The following is a 19354-nucleotide window of genomic DNA, read 5'->3' as shown; positions in this document are numbered from 1 at the left end:
CGGCAGCGGCACTCACTTCTTGAACCACTTCGGCGTGCCGAACCACGCATCCATCTCCTTTTCAAACGGCGCATACACCTCTGGAGCCTCCTGAATACCGCCACGATCACCCGATTCGACAATCCAAGTCTCCAGCGCTGCCCGCAACCGCGTCAGTGCCTCGCGATGCTCCGGTTTCGGCGAATCAATGAGGTCACTGATCTCATGCGGATCAGCCTTCGTGTCATACAATTCCTCGCACGGTCCTGAACGCTGCATCAGCGCGAGCGGCGGGCCGGTGAGCGTGCCAGCAGACTGCATCTCACGCATCAGCGGCAGAATGGGGAAGCATTTCTCCTTGTAGCGGTTCAGCGAGGCAAACGTTGGCCCCTTGGTGAACGTGCGGATGTAATGAAACTGCTCGTCTTGCACCGAGCGGATGCGCTGCACGGTTTCATCAATGCGATCACGCGCCGCGAAGGCAAATTTCCGTGGTGATTCCGCATTCGGGCCAAACAAGACGCGTCCCTGCATCAACGGCGGCTTCGCGACGCCTGCGAGATCGAGTGTGGTCGCCGTGACATCAATGAGGCTCACGATTTGATCGTTCACCGTACCAGCTTTGAGGTGGGACGGCCAGCGGATGATCATCGGCACACGCAGGCCGCAATCGTAGCACCAATGAATGCCGCGCGGCTCCAGGCGGCCGTTGTCGGCGAAGAAGATGACAATGGTGTCGTCCTCCAGGCCGTCCTTGCGAAGCTGGTCGAGCACCCAGCCGATCCGCACATCCATGCCAGACACCGAGTTCAAATAGCGTGCCCATTCCTCCCGCACGAGCCGATGATCCGGGTAGTAAGGCGGCGGCGTGACGTTTTCCGGCGTCGCATGTCTCACATGCTCGCGTTCGCCCACCCACTCGACGCGTTCCTTCTTCGCGCTTTGGCGGTCGTAGATGTCATACTCGACCTCGTGCGAGTTGATCTGTGAGAAAAATGGCTGCTTGGATTTCAGCGACGCCCAGTCGTCGGTCTGGTAGGTCGGGCCTTCGTTCACAAAGTTCAAATCGAGCTTCCCCGTGCCCACGGAATGCTCACCGATCATTTTGATGTTCGCCGTCGTGTAGCCCGCGTCCTGCAAGCGGTGCGTCAGCGGCCGCACGCCCTGCTGCAGCTTGAAATCATCCGTGCGATGCGAGCGCATGTGATGCGTGTCCGTCGTGGTCTGATACATGCCCAGCATGAAAGCGCTGCGGCTCGGTGCGCAGGCCGGATTCGTCGAGAACACATTGGTGAAACGCACACCCTCCTGCGCCAGCCGGTCGAGATTGGGCGTGTGGACGTTCTTCGCGCCGTAGCAGCCGAGATCGTGCGAGAGGTTCTCGCCGACGAGCCAGAGGATGTTCGGCTGCTTCGCGTGCAAGGAGTTTGCCAGCAGACAAACCAGAGCCATGGGGATGAATCGCTTCATGGATGGATGAAACGGCTGAAAGAGTCGTTTCACTCCACCGATTCCTTTTCAATGCCCATCCTCGACCGTTTCAACCTCACCGGACGCCGTGCCTTGATCACGGGAGGCTCACGCGGTCTTGGGTTAGAGATGGCGCGTGCGCTTGGTGAAGCCGGTGCGGAGATCATCATCTCAGGCTCGAACGCCGATCATCTTCACAAGGCCTGCGAGGAGCTGTGCAGCGAGGATTTGCACGTCACCTCGATCCAAGCCGACCTCTCGAAGCCGGAGGAAGCCGAACGCCTCTGCGATGTCGTGCTGCGCGATCACGCGCCCATCGACATCCTCATCAACAACGTCGGCGGACGCCGCATCAACACGCCGACGGAGAATCTGGCACTCGAAGACTGGCAGCGCATCCTCGATTTGAACCTCACGCAGGCCTTCATCCTCACGAAACGTATTGGTGGTGCGATGATCCCGCGAAAATGGGGCCGCATCATCAACATCTCCTCCATCAACGCCCTCTGGCCCGGCAAGGCGATGCGCGGCCGTAGCTACGAAACCTCGAAAGGCGCGCTAACGATGTTCACGAAGGCCGTGGCCGCCGACTGGGCCGTGCACGGCATCACGGTGAACGCCATCGCGCCCGGTCCGTTTTTGACCGATGCGAACAAGCGCTGGATCGGGGAGAAGCCCGAATTTGAAGGCGAAGTCGCCACCAGCATCCCGATGGGCCGCTGGGGCCGTCCTGATGAGATCGGGCCGCTCGCGCTCTACCTCGCTAGTGAAGCGAGCAGTTACATGACCGGCAGCGTGCTCGTCATTGATGGCGGCAAGCTGCTGTGGTGAACTTGAAATCGAACATGACTCCTCCCAAACACGAACTCCGCGGTGTGCTGCCCGTTTTTCAGACGCCGTGGCTTGACGATGAAACCCTCGACCTCGAAACGCTCGAACGCGAGATCGCCTGGCTCTACGACTGCGGCGCGAATGGCATCGTGATGGCGATGGTTTCAGAGACGCTGCGCCTCGATAGCGAAGAACGCGAGCAACTCGCCGCCGCCGCGTGCCGTTTCGGCAAAGACCGCGGCGTGGTCGTGATCAGTGTCGGTGCGGAGTCATCGAAGGTAGCGGAACGCTACTCGAAACATGCCGAAAGTATCGGCGCGGATGCGGTGATGGCGATTCCGCCGGTTTCCATCGGCATCGGCGAGAGCGAGCTGCTCGCTTACTACACGCGCATCATCGAAGCGATCCAGATTCCCGTCATCGTGCAGGACGCCAGCGGCTACGTCGGCAAACCGATGCCAATCGCGATGCAGGCGCGGCTTTTGGACGAGTTCGGCCCCGAGCGCGTGCAGTACAAGCCCGAAGCCTCACCGATTGGCCCCAAACTCAGCGAACTCCGCGATGCGACGAAAGGCCGCGCCCGTGTCTTTGAAGGCACCGGCGGCATTGCGCTCGTCGATTCCTTCAAGCGCGGTGTCGTCGGCACCATGCCGGGCGCAGACCTCATTCGCGGCCTTGTCCCGCTCTGGAAAGCATTGGAGGCAGGAGATGCGGATAAAGCAGACCGCATTCACGGGCCGCTTTCCGCACTCATTTCGATGCAGACGAGCCTCGACGGCTTTCTCGCCGTTGAAAAGCATTTGCTCGTCCGCCAAGGCATCTTCAAAAACACGCTCATTCGCGGTCCGGTGGGCTTCAAGCTCGACGCCGAAACCACGCGCGAGGTGGAGCGACAGTTTGACCGGATGATTGCAGCAGCCCAGTGATTTGAAGCCATGATCATCGACGTTCATACCCACGCCTGGAACTTCCCCTCCGACTTCTCCGACGACTTCATCCGTCAAGCGGGCCGCGCACGCCCCGGACATGCCGTTGATTTCAGCGCGACGTATGAAGCCTATCGTGCCACGGCACCCGAGGATACCTGCACCATTGTCTTCGGCGGCAAAGCCAAACTCAGCGGCCTTTGGATCAACGACAAGACCGTGGCGGATTACGTCGCGCATGATCCGTCACGCTTGATCGGCTTTCTGTCCGTCGATCCGACGCAAGACGATTGGGAACGTGAAATGAAGGCCGGACACGATGAACTCGGCCTGCGCGGCATCAAGCTGCTGCCGATGTATGCCGGATTCAGCCCCGATGACCCGAAGCTGGAGCCGCTGTGGCAGTATGCGGAGAAAAACGGCCTCCCCGTGCTGCTGCACATGGGCACCACGTTCATCGCGCAGGCACCGCTGGCCTTCACGCTGCCGCGTTTGATCGAGCCGGTGGCGCTAAAGCATCCGGGCGTGAAGATCATCCTCGCGCATCTCGGTCATCCATATGAAGGCGAGTGCCTGGTGACGATCAGGAAGCAAGAAAACGTCTTCGCCGATGTCAGCGCGCTGCATTATCGCCCGTGGCAGCTCTACAACTCGCTCATGCTCGCGCAGGAATACGGCGTGTGGCACAAGCTGCTCTTCGGCACGGATTTCCCCTTCACCACCGTGAACGCATCCATCGACGGCATCCGCAAGCTCAATGACATGCTGGAAGGCACGAAGCTGCCACGTCTCGATGTGAATCAGATCGAAGCCATGATCCACCGCGACAGTTTGAAGCTGCTCGGATTGACGCGTTGACGCTATTTCCAGAGTGATTCGCACGTCGCCAGCATCACCGCACGATCCGGCGCGCCGTGCGAGTCGCGGTGGTTGTGGGCGAAGTTGCCGCCGGTGTAGAAGAGGTGCCATTGGCCGTCGCGTAGCACCATCGCGTGTGGGGCGTGGAGGATGTAGCTGGCGACGGTAGTGCCGGGGGCATCGCGTTTGATCCAAGGCTGGCGCAACGCGCGCTGCCAGATGATGCCGTCGGCGGAGAAGCAGGGTTCGATGTCGATGGTCTGCCCGCCGAGCCGGTAATGGCCGAGCAGGCCGATGCGACCGCGCTCGGTGTGGGTGACGGAGAGGTAGTAGAACTGCAAATCGTGCGGATCGCGCTCATCGGGCGTGATCACGCGCTGACGATTGCCCCAGATCAGGCCGTCGTCGCTGGTGTAGCGGTCGATCACGCGTACGAGGCCGGGAATGTTGTCCTGCGCGGCATAGCGTGGATCGTCCTTGCCCACCTGGATCAAGCCGACGGAATACATCTCAAAGCTGCCATCGGGAAGCTGATACACATTCGTCGCGTCATTGGAGATCAAAGATGCTGGGGCGAGCGACTCGCCTTCGACGGGCGCCGCCTTGCGTTTCGCGAAATGCTCCAATCCTCCCTCTAGCGCCGTCTTGCCATCGACCGCACGATCAACGGGGTGATACAAACAGGGTGTCAGCGCATTCACGACCTTGAAGGCGCGGCCATCCGCACTGTCCGCAGCGAGGTAGCGTACGACGCCTTTGCCATGCGCCCAGAAATAGAGCCGCGTGCGGCCATCCTTCAGCCGCAACGTCACCATCTGCACCGGATGCCAGCCTTCCGGCAGTCCTCCGATGACAAGAGGTGCAGTTTTGTCCGGCTCACCCAACGTGCAAACGGCCAGCGTGTGCTTCCATTCGCCTCCGACGCGTCCTTCGTGATAGCCGATGTTCTTCTCCATGCCCTTCGGCCCCGAAACACTCGTCCACACCCGCCAGCGATGATCCTCCAGCGGTTCGACCGTGCTCGTGAAGTTCTGCACCCAGCCGCTCGCCGGTTCACCACGATGCCGGAACTGCTCACCATGCTTCTTCCACGCGGAAGCATCGACCAAAATGAGGGATTCATCCGCGAATAGGTGAGATCCGGCCATGACGCCGAGTCCGGTGCAGCCCAGGTTCGCAAGTAGTGATCTTCGTGTGATGGTGGGAGTCATGTGCCGTTTCTAAACGCGATCATTCATCCTCTCCATCTTGGATCTGCCGAAAGACCACGACATCGTTGGTGTTTGAAGAAACTCACCATGAAGCGCCTTCTCATGCTGTTCTGCCTCGTCTGCGGCTGTGTTGCAGCCGCCGAGCAGGCATATCAAAATCCTCCCGCCAACGCGGAGGAACCGCTGGCGAAACGTTTCTCCGCGCTCGCGGCGGCGCAGGCGCTCGACACTTCGATGCGGCTGTGGCAGGAAGAAAACCGCTGCATCCAATGCCACGCGAACATGCACTATGGCCTCGCGCGGCCCCTGCTGAACAGCGTGCTGCCGCAACCCGCCGAGTATGACGCGCTGCTGAGCGAACTGGTCGAACAACGCTGGCCGGCGAAGGGTCTGCGCTATCCGATGGAACCGGTCGTCGTCTCGATGGCGCTGGTGGCGGAAGATCGTGCGAGTGGAGTGCTGCGTCCGGTCACACGCAAGGCCTTGGAAAAAATGCTCGGCACACAGCGCCCGGACGGCGGTTGGACGTGGAATCCCGGCGCACCGAAAGCCTTCATCCGTGAATACGAAGGCACGCTGCTCGCCGCGTTGAACATCGTTTCAGCGCCCGGTGATTTTCAAAACACCGCCCCCGCACAAACAGCGCTGGCCCGCGTGCGCGACTACGTCCCGAAACATCCGCCGCCGAGCGCCTATGGCAAAGCGATGCAGTTGTGGGCCTCCACACGCATCGAAGGCCTCGCCGACAAACCGCTGCGCGATGCCATCATCAAACGGCTGCTGTCTCTGCGTGCCCCCGATGGCGGTTGGGCGATTGAGAATCTCGTCGTCGGCACCCTGTCCTTCGAGCAACTGCAACTCGACCTCCAGCGTCCCGGCGATGCGTATGCGACTGGTTTCATCGTCTATGTGCTGCGTCAGGCCGGACTCGCCGCCAACGATGCCCGTCTGCGGCCTGCGCTGGACTGGCTGAAGACCCATCAGCGTGAAAGCGGGCGCTGGTTTGTGCCCTCGTTCACCTCACGTCCCAATCACGTCCTCTCGAACTCCGCCACCGCCTGGGCCGTGCTCGCCCTCGCGGAATGCGGCGAGCTGTTGAGCGGCACCGAATCAAAACCCACCACCCCATGAAGCTTCTCCTCATTCTCATTTCGTCGTTTGTCATTTTGCAGCCGTCGTTCGCCGCATCGCCGCCCAACATCGTCATCATGCTCGTCGATGACATGGGGGTGATGGACACTTCGCTGCCGTTTTTGACCGACACCGCAGACAAGCCGAAGCGTTATCCGCTCAACGATTACTACCGCACGCCGAACATGGAACGGCTCGCAGCACGCGGCATCCGCTTCAACAACTTCTGCGCCATGAGCGTGTGCTCGCCCACGCGCATCTCGATCATGACCGGGCAGAATGCGGCGCGTCATCGCACCACGAACTGGATCAATCCTGACAACGACAACGCCGGACCGCAGGGCCCCGCCGATTGGAACTGGAAAGGGCTCAAGAAGGGCGATGTCACGCTGCCCGGTCTTCTCAGCGGTGCAGGCTATCGCACCATTCATGTCGGCAAAGGACACTTCGCACCGCGAGAGTTTGAGGCAGCAAATCCGCAGGCCATCGGTTTCGACATCAACGTCGCCGGAGCCTCCATCGGCGCTCCAGGCAGCTACTATGGCCTGAAAAACTTCGGCGGTATTCAGGACAACCCAAAGGGCAAGAAGAAGGCCAAAAAAACCGGCTCCGCAGTGCCGGGCCTGGAGAAATACCACGGCCAGGACATCTTCCTCACCGAGGCGCTGACCGTCGAAGCCAAAGCGCATGTCAGTGATGCAGTGAAGGCGGAGAAGCCCTTCTTCCTCTACTTCGCGCAATATGCCGTACATGGCCCGCATCAATCTGATCCGCGATTCGCCGCGAATTACGCGAACAGTGGTAAGCCGCAGCAGGCGCAAAACTTCGCCACCCTCGTCGAAGGCATGGACAAGTCGCTCGGCGATGTCCTCGATCATCTCGACGCTCTCGGCATCGCCGACAACACGCTCGTCCTCTTCCTCGGTGACAACGGCAGTGATGCACCGCTCGGCAACGAACACGCCGTCGCCTGCGCGGCGCCGTTGCGTGGTAAAAAGGGCTCACACTACGAGGGCGGCATGCGCGTGCCCTTCATCGCCGCTTGGGCAAAACCGAACGCCGATAACGCGCATCAAAAGCGCCTGCCCATCGCTGCCGGAGCCATCCAGAGCCAGCAAGCCGCCGTGTATGACATGTTTCCCACCATTTTGAAGCTCGCCGGCATCGAATCGCCTGCGCAACACACCATCGATGGCAAGAAGCTCGACACCCTGCTCACCGGCAAGCCTGACAGTACCCGCGATGAGAAGTTCCTCATGCACTACCCGCACGCGCCGCATCGCACCGACTACTTCACCACCTTCCGCGATGGCGACTGGAAGGTCATCTACCACTACTTCCCCTCTGAGGTCTCCGAAAGCAGCCACTACCAGCTTTTCAATCTCAAAGCCGACCCCTTCGAGCAAAAGAACCTCGCCACGACCAATCCCTCCGACTTAAAGCGTCTCATGCAGGGCCTCATTGCCGGACTCGAAGCGCAAAACGCCGTCTATCCCGTCGAAAAAGGCGGCACGACTCCCGTGAAACCCAAACTTCCCTGATTCATGAAACTCATCATCCTCGCCGCGCTCATATGCGGCCCTGTCTTCGCCGCGGAAACCCTGCCCATCGTCGCCGAACCGGATTTCAAATCTCCGCTCGATGCCACGTGGAAGATCGCCCATGGCACTTACGAACCAAAGGACGGCGTGCTTGTGTGCGCCGAAAAACCGGAAAATAAACACTCCGCTGTCATCTGGCATCAAGTCGGCTGGAACACCGGTGTCATCGAGTGCGAGTTCCGTTTCGACGGCTCGAAAGTCCTCATCCTCGGCTGCGATGGCAACACGCCAAACGGCCTCAAGCATGTCGGGCGATTCGTCATCTCACCGAAGCAGATCAGTATCGCGGAAGACTCGGTGAAACCCAGTCACACAATCGCCAAGTTGCCCGCTGATTTGAAATCCGGCGTGTGGCACAAGCTGCGCCTCGAATGGAAAGGCGATCAAATCGCCATCCAGCTCAATGAACTGGCTCTGCAGGCCCAACACGCCTTCCTCGCCACGCCGAAGACGCGGAGCTGGATTGCCGTCGGCGGCCAAAAAGCCTCGATCCGTTTGCTCAAGATCAGCGGCAAGCCTTGAACCCATGAAACGCCTCCTTGTTGCCATTCTCTCTCTCTGCGGTGCTCTGCAAGCCGCGCAGCCGAACTTCCTGCTCATCTTCGCCGACGACCACGGCTACGGCGATGTGTCGGCTTATCACGCGTCCGATGTGCGGACGCCGAACATCGACCGCATTGGCAAGGAGGGCATGGTGTTCACGGCGATGCGGGCGAATTGCACGGTGTGCTCGCCTTCACGCGCGGCATTGCTCACGGGACGCTATGCGGATCGCGTGGGTGTGCCGGGCGTGATCCGCACGCAGCCGGAGGGCTCCTGGGGCTACTTCAAACCGGGTGTGCCGACAATCGCGGATGAACTCAAAAAAGCTGGCTATCACACTGGCATCATCGGGAAGTGGCATCTCGGGCTCGAATCGCCGAACACACCGAACGAGCGCGGCTTTGACCACTTCCACGGTTTTCTCGGGGACATGATGGACAGCTACACGACGCATCTTCGCCACGGAAACAATTACATGCGGCTCAACAGCGAGGTCGTCGATCCGAAGGGCCATGCGACGGACATTTTCACCGACTGGGCGAGCGATTACCTGCGCGAGCGGTCAAAGTCGAAGGACAAGCCGTTCTTCCTCTACCTCGCTTACAACGCGCCGCATTTTCCCATCGAACCACCGGCGGAATGGCTGGCGAAGGTCAAAGCGCGTGCGCCGCAGCTCGATGAAAAGCGGGCGATGAACGTGGCCTTCGTCGAGCATCTTGATGATCGCATCGGCAGTGTGCTCGCGGTGCTCAAAGAGGTCGGTTTGGAAGACAACACCGTGGTCGTCTTCAGCGCGGACAACGGCGGCTCCGTGCCGCATGCGCAGAACAACGACCCGTGGCGTGGTGGCAAGCAGGATCACTACGACGGCGGCCTGCGGGTGCCGTTTCTGATGCGCTGGCCTGCGCAAATCAAGCCCGGCAGCCATAGCGATTACCAGGGACTTAACTTCGACCTCTTCCCCACCTTCCTCGAACTCGCCGGAGCCAAGCCCTCGTCCGAACTCGATGCCGTGAGTCTCGTTCCCATCCTCAAAGGCGACACGCTCACCACGCCGCGTGACCTCTACTTCGTCCGTCGCGAAGGCTGGAAAACCTACGGCGGCAAAAGCTACGAGGCGCTCATTCGCGGCGACTGGAAGCTCATGCAAAACGACCCGTTCAGCCCGCTGGAGCTCTACAACCTCAAGAACGACCCGCAGGAGCAGACCAACGTCGCCACGAAGGCACCGAAGATCTTCAATGAACTCTCCATTGCCCTCAGCCGACACATCCAGCGCGGCGGCAGCACACCCTGGCAGAAGCAGTAAAAAGCAAATCAGGCGGATTGCCGAACCCTTCGTCATTCGCCATTCTGCATTCGTCATTCTCCAACCATGCCCGCCTTTTCCGATCCCTTCAAAGAAGCCCGCGCCGAATCCGGCGTGATGCAATGCCCGTTTCACGGCGAAAACATCACCATGATTCTCCGCCACGAGGATGTGCGCAAGGCGTCGAAAGACTGGCAGACCTTCAGCTCCGACGCGCCCTTCCGTGTGCCGATTCCATCGGAGGAGGATGTGCGCAGCATGCGTCAGCTACCCATCGAGACAAATCCACCCGAGCACACCGAGTATCGCGAGATCGCCGAGCCGTTTTTCCAACGCGCCAAAGATCCCGCCATGATCGTGCAGGTCGAGGCGCTGCTGGATGGCATGCTCACGCAGGCGCTGAAGTGTGAGTCCATCGAGATCGTGAACGAGTTCGCGCTACCTGTGCAATCGCGGGCGCTGACGTATCTGCTCAACACTTCCGAGTCCGAAGCGGACACCTGGATCGGCTGGGGCATCCACGTTTTCAAAGTCACCGGTGGCGAGTTTAAGAAAGGCACGGTGCTGGAAGACTACCTGCACCAGAAGTTCGACGAAGCCGAGGCGAGTCCCGGAGCGGACTTCTTCAGCGCGCTGGTGAAGGCCGACTATCGCGGTCGCAAGCTCACGCGTGAGGAGTGCATGGGCTTCGCCAATCTCGCCTTCGCCGGTGGTCGCGACACCATCATCCACACGATCTCCTGTGCGCTTGGCTATCTCGCCGAACATCCTGAGGCGCTCGAATATCTCCGCGCTGATCCCAAGCGCATCACGCTCGCCAGCGAGGAGTTTTTCCGTGTCTTCATGCCGCTCACGCACATCGGCCGCGTCTGTCCTGCTGAGACGAATGTGAATGGTGTCACCGTGAAAGCTGGCGACCGCATCTCGCTTGCCTGGGCCTCGGCGAACTTTGACGAAACAGCCTTCCCGCAGTCCGATGAAGTCCGTCTCGACCGCAAACCAAACCCGCATCTTAGCTTCGGCTTCGGCACGCACCTCTGTCTCGGCGCGCCTCATGCACGGCTGATTCTGCGCACGCTATTAAAGCTCTGCTGCGACCGTGTGAAGCGCATCACCATCGTGAAGGCCGAAGAACGTGTCGAGCACGAGGCCAAGTTTGACCGCACGCTAGGCTACGACTCGCTGGTGGTGAAGATGGCGGCCCTGTAAGCCTCACCAACCGATCAGCCGAGTGATCGCAGCACGCAGCGCTGTCTCCAAAATCGCTCCCTCGGCATGCGTGACGGGGATGGTGACCTTCTTCACGCTTTTCGTCGCGGCTTCCTGACGGGACATGCTCATGAAGAACGGCGCTTTCTGCGGATCGTCGCGGCAGGTCAGCTCGAAGGCGCTGTTGGCCTTTTCGGACTGGTGAAAGAGCTTCGCCTGCTCCTGGCGGCCTTGCAGCGTCGCCAAAACACTGCCGAGGTCGTTGAGGCCCCATTTCATGGTGATCTTCTGTTCCCAGTCGAACTGCTTCTCGCCGCTCTGCGTGGCTGCATCGACGAAAACCGCGCCCTTGGTGCGATTGAACTCAAACCGGATCACACCGCCATTGCCGCGACCGTTCGGCTTGTAGATGGCGAATTCGGCGTTGGGCTTCGTGGTGGCAGGAGAGGCGGGTTTCGCATTCATGACGACCAGAGGCTAAAACAATCGCCCGCTGGCCGTAAAGGGCGAATTTTCCGGATCAGACACATCCTTTGCCGGAATGTCCGGCGCTGCCCGTCGTTTCACGCTGCACCATGCGTCAACTGCTAGCTGCCTTCCTCTTCGCCCTCTGCCCTTCGCTCTACGCGTTCCCGGCGAAGCCCAACATCATCCTCATCTACACCGACGACCATGGCCACGCCGATCTCGGCATTCACGGCGTGGTGAAGGACATCCAGACGCCGCATCTCGATGCGTTGGCCCGCAGCGGCGTGGTGGCGACGCATGGCTACAGCACCGCGCCGCAATGTGTGCCTTCACGCGGTGGGGTGATGACGGGGCGCTTCCAGGGGCGCTTCAATCTCGACAACAACGGCTCCGCGCTCGACGGCTTCAATAAGGAGACCACCATCGCCACGCGATTGCAGAACGCGGGCTACGCCACGGCGCAGTTCGGCAAATGGCACCTCGGGCCGCAGAACGAAATCACGCGACACGGCTTCAAGCATGTCTTCTCGCAGCACGGCGGGCAGAAGTTTGCGGCGAACATCACGCTCGATGGCCAAGACCGCCCGATGAGCGATCTGCCGCCGACGGAGTATCATCTTGATGGTTGCTCAAAAGCCGCTGCGGCGATCATCGAGCGCTACAAGAACCAGCCGTTCTTCCTTTATGTGGCTTATCGCGCGCCGCACACGCCGTTGGATGCGCCGCAGAGCTACATGGACCGCTTTCCCGGCGAGATGCCGGAGCGACGCCGTGCCGCACTGGCGATGCTTTCAGCCATCGACGACGGCGTGGGACTCATCACGAGCACCTTGAAGAAAAACAACCTCACCGAGAAGACGCTCATCTTCTTCATCGGCGACAACGGCGCTCCGCTGAAGATCCACAAAGTTGATTCTCCGCTCAAAGGCGATCCCGGCGGCTGGGATGGCAGCCTCAACACCCCGCTCAACGGCGAAAAAGGCATGCTGGCCGAAGGCGGCATGTCCACGCCCTTCCTCATCGCCTGGCCGGGCACGATCCCCGGCGGTCAAACCTATGAGCATCCCGTCAGCTCCCTCGATTTCGCGGCCACAGCCTGTGAAGTAGCTTCGATTGGCAATCGAAGTGGTTTGGACGGTGTGAACCTCCTCCCGCATCTCACCAGCGAAAACAAAGCCCCGCCGCACGAAGCCCTCTACTGGCGCTGGATGGCTCAGAGCGCCATCCGCGAGGGAAATTGGAAACTCCTGCGCGGTGGCGAGCGCGAATACCTCTACGACCTCGCCACCGACCGCGAGGAGAAGCACAACCTCGCCTCGAAGCACCCGGAAATCGCCACACGACTCCGCACCAAGCTCAAAACCTGGGCCGATGGCCTCAATCCACCCGGCATGGCCCTTGGCACCATGGCCGCGACCTGGAACGATTACTTCGATCACTACCTCGAAGGCAAAACCATCGCTCCGCGTGCTGAAACACCCCAAGCCACCGCCTCCGAAACCAACGGCTGGGAAGCCCGAAACGGCAAGCTCACTGCCAAAGACGGCCTTCTCATCCTCACGCCCGACAAAGCCGACAAACCCACCTTCATCACCAAATCCAAGCTCAAGCTCGCCGGTCCAGTCTCCGCCCAACTCACCCTCAAAACCGCCACCACCGGCCAAGGAGCCATCGCCTGGCGTCTCGACGGCGACAAAGACTTCCTCCCCTCCAACCGCCTCACCTTCCCCCTCCAAGCCACTTCGGATTGGCAAACCCACACCCTCCAAATCCCCACCACTGGCCGCGTCATCCATGTGCGTGTGCATTTGCCTGCGGGCGCGGCGGAGTTTCAGGGGATTGAATTGAAGGCGACAGAACGGTGAGTGTCCGGCAAGTTTTCCTATCTTGATCTGTCAGCGCTTTCGGAGTCCAATGGCACTGCCTTACGCAGACACTCCAGGCACCGATGTCGCACTTCTCGTCTTCAGCATTGACCATGCCCGAACTATTCGCCCCACAGGTTTTCCTGGGGGTTGAGGTCGAGCGCATGAAGACGAGCGGCGACATGGAACGCGGGGTTGTTTATACTCGGTCCGAGGTGGTGGGCTTCATTCTCGATCTGACGGGATACACCTCTGACAAGCCGCTTTGGCAAAAGCGGCTGCTTGAGCCGTCGTTTGGCTCGGGGGACTTTCTGCTGCCCGCTTTGGCCCGATTGCTGGAGGCTGCAAAAAGCGATGGGATACCTGCCAAAGACCTCATGGAGGCTGTGCGGGCGGTTGAACTGCATCGGGACACTTTTGAGGCGACGAAGGAGCGTGTGATCGAGCTGCTGCGCGATGCGGGAGTCTCCCAAAGCGATGCGATCATGCTGGCGGGCAAATGGTTGATCAACGGCGACTTCCTGCTGGAGCCATTCACCGCGAGGTTTGATGCCGTCGTGGGAAATCCGCCTTATGTGCGGCAGGAAATGATCGCCGCGCCGATGCTGGCCGAGTATCGCAAGCGCTACACCACGCTGTATGATCGAGCCGATTTGTATGTGCCCTTCATTGAGCAATCGCTTCGGCTTCTCTCCAAGGATGGTTTGCTTGGATTCATCTGCTCGGACCGCTGGATGAAGAATCGCTACGGCGGCCCGCTGCGTCAGATGATCTCGACAGGTTTCACGCTGAAGTATTACATCGACATGGTCGGCACCGCGGCATTTCAGAGCGAGGTCATCGCTTATCCAGCCATCACCGTCATCGGGCGCGGCATCAGTGGTCGCTGTCGCATCGCTCATCGGCCTGAAGTTTCTGTCGAGGCACTGAGAGGTTTGCATTCACGACTCGCCGGATCGCCCAAGAACTTCAATGGCACAGTGATCGAGATGCCTCGCATCGCTAACGGAGATGATCCCTGGCTACTGGAGGCAGATGCGCAGCCCTCGCTCTCGCTTGTGCGCCGGTTGGAGGCCGAGTTTCCGACCTTGGAAGAAGCTGGATGCTCGGTGGGAATCGGCGTGGCCACTGGAGCCGACAAAGTCTTTATCGGTCCGATGGATGAGCTGGATGTTGAGGACGAACGCAAGCTGCCGCTCGTGATGACTCGTGACATGCGGCAGGGCGTCGTTGAATGGCGTGGCCTCGGTGTGGTGAACCCCTTTGAAGAAGACGGCTCGCTGGCTGATTTCTCCCGCTATCCACGCTTTGCCGCTTACATGGAGAAACACGGCAAAACGCTGAAGGCGCGACACTGCGCCCAGAAGGCAAACGGCTCTTGGTATCGCACCATCGACCGCATCACACCTTCGCTCGCGCAAAAGCCGAAACTGCTGATTCCTGACATCAAAGGTGACGCGCACATCGTGCTCGAAGACGGCAAACTCTACCCGCACCACAATCTTTACTTCGTCTTGTCCAAAGAATGGCCGTTGCCAGCGCTTCAAGCCGTGCTGATGGCCGGACTAGCTCATTTGTTCGTCCGCGCTTACTCCACGAAGATGCACGGGGGTGCGCTGCGGTTTCAGGCGCAGTATTTGCGCCGCATCCGGCTTCCCAAGTGGACTGACATCCCCACCAAGACTCAGAAACAATTGCTGGCCGCCGTGGAAGCCAAGGATGCCTCCGCCATCCTCAATGCAACGGCTGTGATCTATGGCATGACGCCTGACGAGCTGACTCACCTCACCCCAGCGACCTGAATGCCTCTCGATCTCGCCAACTACGAACTTCGCACTCAAGCTGCGGTGAAGACTTTCTGGACGGGACGATATGATGCCGTTCAAAAGCAGACGGCATCCGGCAAAGCCGATCAAGGCGAACGCGCGGCCGTCACGTCTGGCAAAAACATGAATGGCTTCATCGCCTTGGTGCGTGATCTCGTCCATGCGAACGGATTAAAGGGCGCGGAGATTCATCTCGACCGCAAAGCGCTCAGCTTGCCCGGCTACTTCCGACCAACGAAGCTCTGGGACATGGTGATCATTGATCGCGGCACGCTCGTCGCAGCGCTGGAATTCAAATCGCAAGTTGGGCCATCCTTTGGCAACAACTTCAACAACCGCGCTGAAGAATCCATCGGCACAGCGCACGACTTCTGGACCGCCTACCGTGAAGGCGCTCTCGGCGACATCCCGCGCCCGTTTCTCGGCTGGCTGATGCTCGTCGAGGACGCTCCAAGCTCTCGCAGCCCTGTTCGCGATGCCTCACCGCACTTCCCCGTCTTTCCTGACTTCCGCGATGCGTCCTACATCGAGCGCTATCACATTCTCTGCAAACGCCTGGTTCAAGAGCAGCTCTACACCGCCGCTACCACTCTCGCCTCACCGCGCACCGCTATCAAAGACGGAGCATTCACGGGTTTCAACGACCAGACCAGCCTGAGCGCCTTCGTGACGACCTTAGCAGGCCACATCGCTGCTGCCGCAGCTCGATGATGGTCGTTCCTTCTCCAAATCCGACACACTCTTTGCCGGAATGTCTGGCCGCTGACGACGTTTCAGGTCGCGATGCTTCGTCCTCTTATCCTCCTCTTTGCTTCGGCATTCGTCATTCCGCATTCGTCATTTTCGGCGCAGCCGAACGTGCTCGTCATTCTCGCCGACGATCTCGGCTGGAGTGACACGACACTCCATGGCACGACGACACTTTACCAGACTCCGAACCTCGAGCGGCTGGCGAAGCGGGGGATGACCTTCACGCGGGCGTATTCGGCGAGTCCGTTGTGCTCGCCGACGCGGTCGGCCTTGCTCACGGGGCAAAGTCCGACACGCACCGGCATCACGGTGCCGAACTGCCATGTGCCGCAGGTCGTTTTGCAGGCGACGACGGGCAAGAAGGCTCCAGTGGATCAAAAAGCCATCCAACCTGATCCGGTGACGCGATTGAAGACGGAGTATCGCACGCTGGCGGAGACGCTGAAGGATGCGGGCTATTCGACGGCGCATTTTGGGAAGTGGCACCTGGGGCCGGAGCCGTATTCGCCGCTTCAGCAGGGCTTTGATGTCGATCTGCCGCATCATCCGGGGCCGGGGCCTGCGGGCAGTTTTGTGGCACCGTGGAAGTTTGCGAACTTCAAAGAGAAGTCGCCCAGCGAGCACATTGAGGACCGCATGGCAGTGGAGGCGGTGGCGTGGATGGAGCAGCAGAAGGCGAAGCCGTTTTACCTGAACTACTGGATGTTCAGCGTGCATGCACCCTTCGATGCGAAGAAGGCGAACATCGAGATGCATCGCGCCCGCATTGATCCGAAGGACGCGCAGCGCAGCCCCACCTACGCCGCGATGATCCAGAGCATGGACGACGCGATCGGCACGCTGCTCGATGGGCTCGATAAGCTCAAGCTGGCCGACAACACGATCATCATCTTCACCGCCGACAACGGCGGGAACATGTATAACGAAGTGGACGGCACCACGCCCACCAGCAATCGCCCGCTGCGCGGTGGCAAGGCGACGATGTTTGAAGGCGGCACGCGGGTGCCATGTGTGGTGGTGTGGCCCGGAATCGCCGCTTCGGGCAGTCGCAGTGACGCGATCATTCAAAGCGAGGACTACTATCCAACGCTGCTCGAAGGTCTCGCTTTGAAACCGGCCGACGGGCAGCGATTTGATGGTCACAGCATTCTTCCCGCGCTGAAGGGCGATGCGCTAGCCGGAAAAGCCGTCTTCCAATACTTCCCACACAATCCTGGCGTGCCGGACTGGCTGCCACCGAGTGTTTCCGTGCATCGCGATGACTGGAAGCTCATCCGCATCTTCCACGGCGGCGAAAAGGGCGCGCATCGTCATCTGCTCTTCAACTTGCGGGATGATCTCGGCGAAAAAAACAACCTCGCGGCGCAGAAGCCCGAACTCGTCACTGAACTCGATGCGATGATCGAGAAGTTTCTCTCCGATACGAAGGCCGTCGTGCCCGTGCCCAATCAAGCGTTTGATCCGTCGAAATATCGCCCCGAACTCGAAGGCAAGCAGCAGCCGAAGGGCAAAGCGAAAGCGCCCACGAAGCCCGCCTCCAAAGGCAAGGACGATGGCGATCCCGCGCTGCAAGGCTGGAAGGCCCGTGATTGCAAAGCGTCGGTCAAAGACGGCATCCTGCGCATCACGAACATTGGGTCCGAGTGCTTCCTCGGCTTCTCGGCTGGCAAACACAGCGGACCCACGACCGCGAAGTTCCGCATCAAGGCCAAAGCCGGCACCAACCACTTCGACTGGCTGCCTGGCGGTGTCGGTAGCCAACAGCAGCGAACCGATTTCACGCTCCGAGGCGGCGACTGGGAGGAAATCACCGTCGAACTGCCCGCCGAAGGCCTGCTCGGCATCGTGCGGCTCTATTTGCCGATGCAGGAGCAGCCGGTGGAGATCGACTGGATCGAGCTTGCTTCAAAAAACGGCGGCAAACCAACGCGAACGGGGTTTTGATGGCGGCACCATGCATCGCCTGATCCTCGTCCCGCTCCTCTGCCTCCTCGCACAATGCGCCCCCCAGCCAGGCAGCACGCCCGGCGGCCTTCCGCCGCATTCGTGGGGCATGCCGCAAATCATCAATGTGTCGGCCTACGATCCGAAGGAGCGTCAGCGAAACGGCAGTGGCTACTCGGAGCATGACGTTTCGGCGTTGCGCGCGAATGGCGCGAGCGCGCTGATCGCTCGTGCGGGCAAAGGCGGGAACCTTGATGAGAAATGCGCGAACTTCCTCTCCTCCGCAGATCGGGCGGGAATGCTGCCCGGTGTCTATTATCGAGTGCAGCGGCATGTCGATGCGGTGGCGCAGGCGGATCAGTTCGTGAACCGGGCCATGGCTCTGGCCCGCAGTCGGTCCTGGAATGCACCAGCACTGCTGCTCTGCGGCGACTTCGACGGCAATCTGCCGCTCTCGGCCATTGTGCGCTTCATGGATCGCGTGGAGGCACGCACCGGCGTCGTTCCGGTCGCGTATCTGGAGAACAGCACGCAGCTCAAACAAACACTCAGCCGGGCCGATGCCGCCACGAAGGCCAAACTGCGCCGCATGCCTTACTGGCTCGCCCTTTATGCGCACGACAGCGGTGCGGGGCCTGTGTATCCCGCTCCGGGCAATCCGAACGGTCTGCTCAAACAATACGACGTGTGGTCGAATTGGACGCTGTGGCAATACGGCGGTGTCGATTGGCAAGGTGGTCGCTCACGGCCCAAAGTTTACAACCACGGCCGCTACCGCTTCTCGCCCTTCTTTGGCAATCTCGACCGCCCGACCGAGCGAAACGTCTTCCACGGCTCGCACGCCGCGCTGGCCGCGTTCTGGCAGCAGCACGGGCTGCGACTTCGCTGATCACCTTCAAAAGATCTCATGAACTTCCTCACCAAAATTCGCGGCGATTCCGCCGCCCTTCCTCCGCATGCGTCGGGCAAATCTGTCGCGCTTGCCTTTGTCGGCGGCTTTCTCGCCATCGCGGTCATCGCATTGCTGGCGCAGAGTTTGCACGTCGCACTCGTGCTGGGATCGTTCGGCGCGAGCTGTGTACTCGTCTTTGGCTATCCTGAAGTGCCGTTCAGCCAGCCGAGGAATGTGATCGCCGGACATTTGTTTAGCACGCTCATCGGGCTGGTGTTTGTGCATCTGTGCGGTCCGCACTGGTGGAGCGTGGCGCTCGCGGTCGGCAGTGCCATCGCGATGATGATGCTCACGCGCACCGTGCATCCACCGGCAGGCTCGAATCCGGTGATCGTTTTTCTCATGCAGCCGGGATGGGGCTTCGCGTTGTTCCCGACGCTCGCTGGGGCCGTGTTGCTCGTGTTGGTGGCCCTGGTCTTCCACAACGTCACCCGTGAGACCCGCTGGCCGAAGTATTGGTAACCTCGGTCTTTCTGGCAAC

Annotated in this window: 17 protein-coding genes; 14 read left to right on the top strand and 3 right to left on the bottom strand. The window is 60.3% G+C overall.

Annotated features, from left to right (window positions below; genetic code table 11):
- Window positions 1-12 precede the first annotated feature (12 nt).
- Window positions 13-1449 (bottom strand): sulfatase, encoded by a 1437-nt coding sequence (locus U1A53_RS07755; RefSeq protein ID WP_322280079.1) that lies wholly within the window; start codon window positions 1447-1449, stop codon window positions 13-15.
- A gap of 51 nt (window positions 1450-1500) precedes the next feature.
- On the opposite strand from U1A53_RS07755, the gene U1A53_RS07750 reads away from it, so the two are divergent.
- From U1A53_RS07750 to U1A53_RS07740, 3 genes are read left to right on the top strand one after another with little or no spacing between them, the layout of a single operon-like run.
- Window positions 1501-2280, top strand: coding sequence for an SDR family oxidoreductase (locus U1A53_RS07750; RefSeq protein ID WP_322280078.1), 780 nt, complete (start codon window positions 1501-1503; stop codon window positions 2278-2280).
- Window positions 2281-2294: 14 nt separating this feature from the next.
- Complete coding sequence (locus U1A53_RS07745) at window positions 2295-3206, top strand: dihydrodipicolinate synthase family protein (RefSeq protein WP_322280077.1); 912 nt, start codon at window positions 2295-2297, stop codon at window positions 3204-3206.
- Window positions 3207-3215: 9 nt separating this feature from the next.
- Window positions 3216-4064, top strand: a complete 849-nt coding sequence (locus tag U1A53_RS07740) for an amidohydrolase family protein (RefSeq protein WP_322280076.1) — start codon at window positions 3216-3218, stop codon at window positions 4062-4064.
- 2 nt (window positions 4065-4066) lie between these two features.
- Here the strand turns inward: U1A53_RS07740 and U1A53_RS07735 are convergent, their stop codons facing one another.
- Window positions 4067-5275 carry a hypothetical protein gene (locus U1A53_RS07735; RefSeq protein WP_322280075.1) on the bottom strand — a complete coding sequence of 403 codons (1209 nt, stop codon included), beginning with the start codon at window positions 5273-5275 and terminating at the stop codon, window positions 4067-4069.
- A gap of 87 nt (window positions 5276-5362) precedes the next feature.
- On the opposite strand from U1A53_RS07735, the gene U1A53_RS07730 reads away from it, so the two are divergent.
- The 5 genes from U1A53_RS07730 to U1A53_RS07710 all read left to right on the top strand — a co-directional run bounded on the left by U1A53_RS07730 (window position 5363) and on the right by U1A53_RS07710 (window position 11068).
- Window positions 5363-6406, top strand: a complete 1044-nt coding sequence (locus U1A53_RS07730; RefSeq protein WP_322280074.1) for a hypothetical protein — start codon at window positions 5363-5365, stop codon at window positions 6404-6406.
- A complete protein-coding gene (locus U1A53_RS07725; RefSeq protein WP_322280073.1) occupies window positions 6403-7947 on the top strand; it encodes a sulfatase in 1545 nt (514 codons plus the stop codon). The genes U1A53_RS07730 and U1A53_RS07725 overlap by 4 nt, the downstream gene beginning before the upstream one ends.
- 3 nt (window positions 7948-7950) lie before the next feature.
- A complete protein-coding gene (locus tag U1A53_RS07720) occupies window positions 7951-8529 on the top strand; it encodes a hypothetical protein (protein ID WP_322280072.1) in 579 nt (192 codons plus the stop codon).
- 4 nt (window positions 8530-8533) lie between these two features.
- Window positions 8534-9859, top strand: coding sequence for a sulfatase-like hydrolase/transferase (locus tag U1A53_RS07715; RefSeq protein ID WP_322280071.1), 1326 nt, complete (start codon window positions 8534-8536; stop codon window positions 9857-9859).
- A 66-nt stretch (window positions 9860-9925) separates the two neighbouring features.
- Window positions 9926-11068, top strand: a complete 1143-nt coding sequence (locus U1A53_RS07710) for a cytochrome P450 (protein WP_322280070.1) — start codon at window positions 9926-9928, stop codon at window positions 11066-11068.
- A gap of 3 nt (window positions 11069-11071) precedes the next feature.
- On the opposite strand, the gene U1A53_RS07705 is transcribed toward U1A53_RS07710, so the two are convergent.
- Window positions 11072-11533, bottom strand: coding sequence for a hypothetical protein (locus U1A53_RS07705; RefSeq protein WP_322280069.1), 462 nt, complete (start codon window positions 11531-11533; stop codon window positions 11072-11074).
- 110 nt (window positions 11534-11643) lie between these two features.
- Here U1A53_RS07705 and U1A53_RS07700 point away from each other — a divergent pair, with 110 nt between their 5' ends.
- From U1A53_RS07700 to U1A53_RS07675, 6 genes are all read left to right on the top strand, one after another.
- Window positions 11644-13401 carry a sulfatase-like hydrolase/transferase gene (locus U1A53_RS07700; protein ID WP_322280068.1) on the top strand — a complete coding sequence of 586 codons (1758 nt, stop codon included), beginning with the start codon at window positions 11644-11646 and terminating at the stop codon, window positions 13399-13401.
- A gap of 113 nt (window positions 13402-13514) precedes the next feature.
- Complete coding sequence (locus U1A53_RS07695) at window positions 13515-15203, top strand: Eco57I restriction-modification methylase domain-containing protein (protein WP_322280066.1); 1689 nt, start codon at window positions 13515-13517, stop codon at window positions 15201-15203.
- Window positions 15204-15938, top strand: coding sequence for a PaeR7I family type II restriction endonuclease (locus tag U1A53_RS07690; RefSeq protein ID WP_322280064.1), 735 nt, complete (start codon window positions 15204-15206; stop codon window positions 15936-15938).
- 72 nt (window positions 15939-16010) lie between these two features.
- Window positions 16011-17921, top strand: coding sequence for a sulfatase (locus tag U1A53_RS07685; RefSeq protein ID WP_322280062.1), 1911 nt, complete (start codon window positions 16011-16013; stop codon window positions 17919-17921).
- Between the two features lie 10 nt (window positions 17922-17931).
- Window positions 17932-18810: a GH25 family lysozyme gene (locus U1A53_RS07680; RefSeq protein WP_322280060.1), complete on the top strand. Its 879-nt coding sequence runs from the start codon at window positions 17932-17934 to the stop codon at window positions 18808-18810.
- Between the two features lie 18 nt (window positions 18811-18828).
- Window positions 18829-19335: an HPP family protein gene (locus U1A53_RS07675; protein WP_322280058.1), complete on the top strand. Its 507-nt coding sequence runs from the start codon at window positions 18829-18831 to the stop codon at window positions 19333-19335.
- Window positions 19336-19354 lie beyond the last annotated feature (19 nt).

The sequence above is a fragment of the Prosthecobacter sp. genome, from assembly GCF_034366625.1.
Taxonomy (GTDB): Bacteria; Verrucomicrobiota; Verrucomicrobiia; order Verrucomicrobiales; family Verrucomicrobiaceae; genus Prosthecobacter.
The sequence above is the reverse complement of the archived record's forward strand: the minus strand, read 5'-3'. Positions and strand labels throughout refer to the sequence as shown.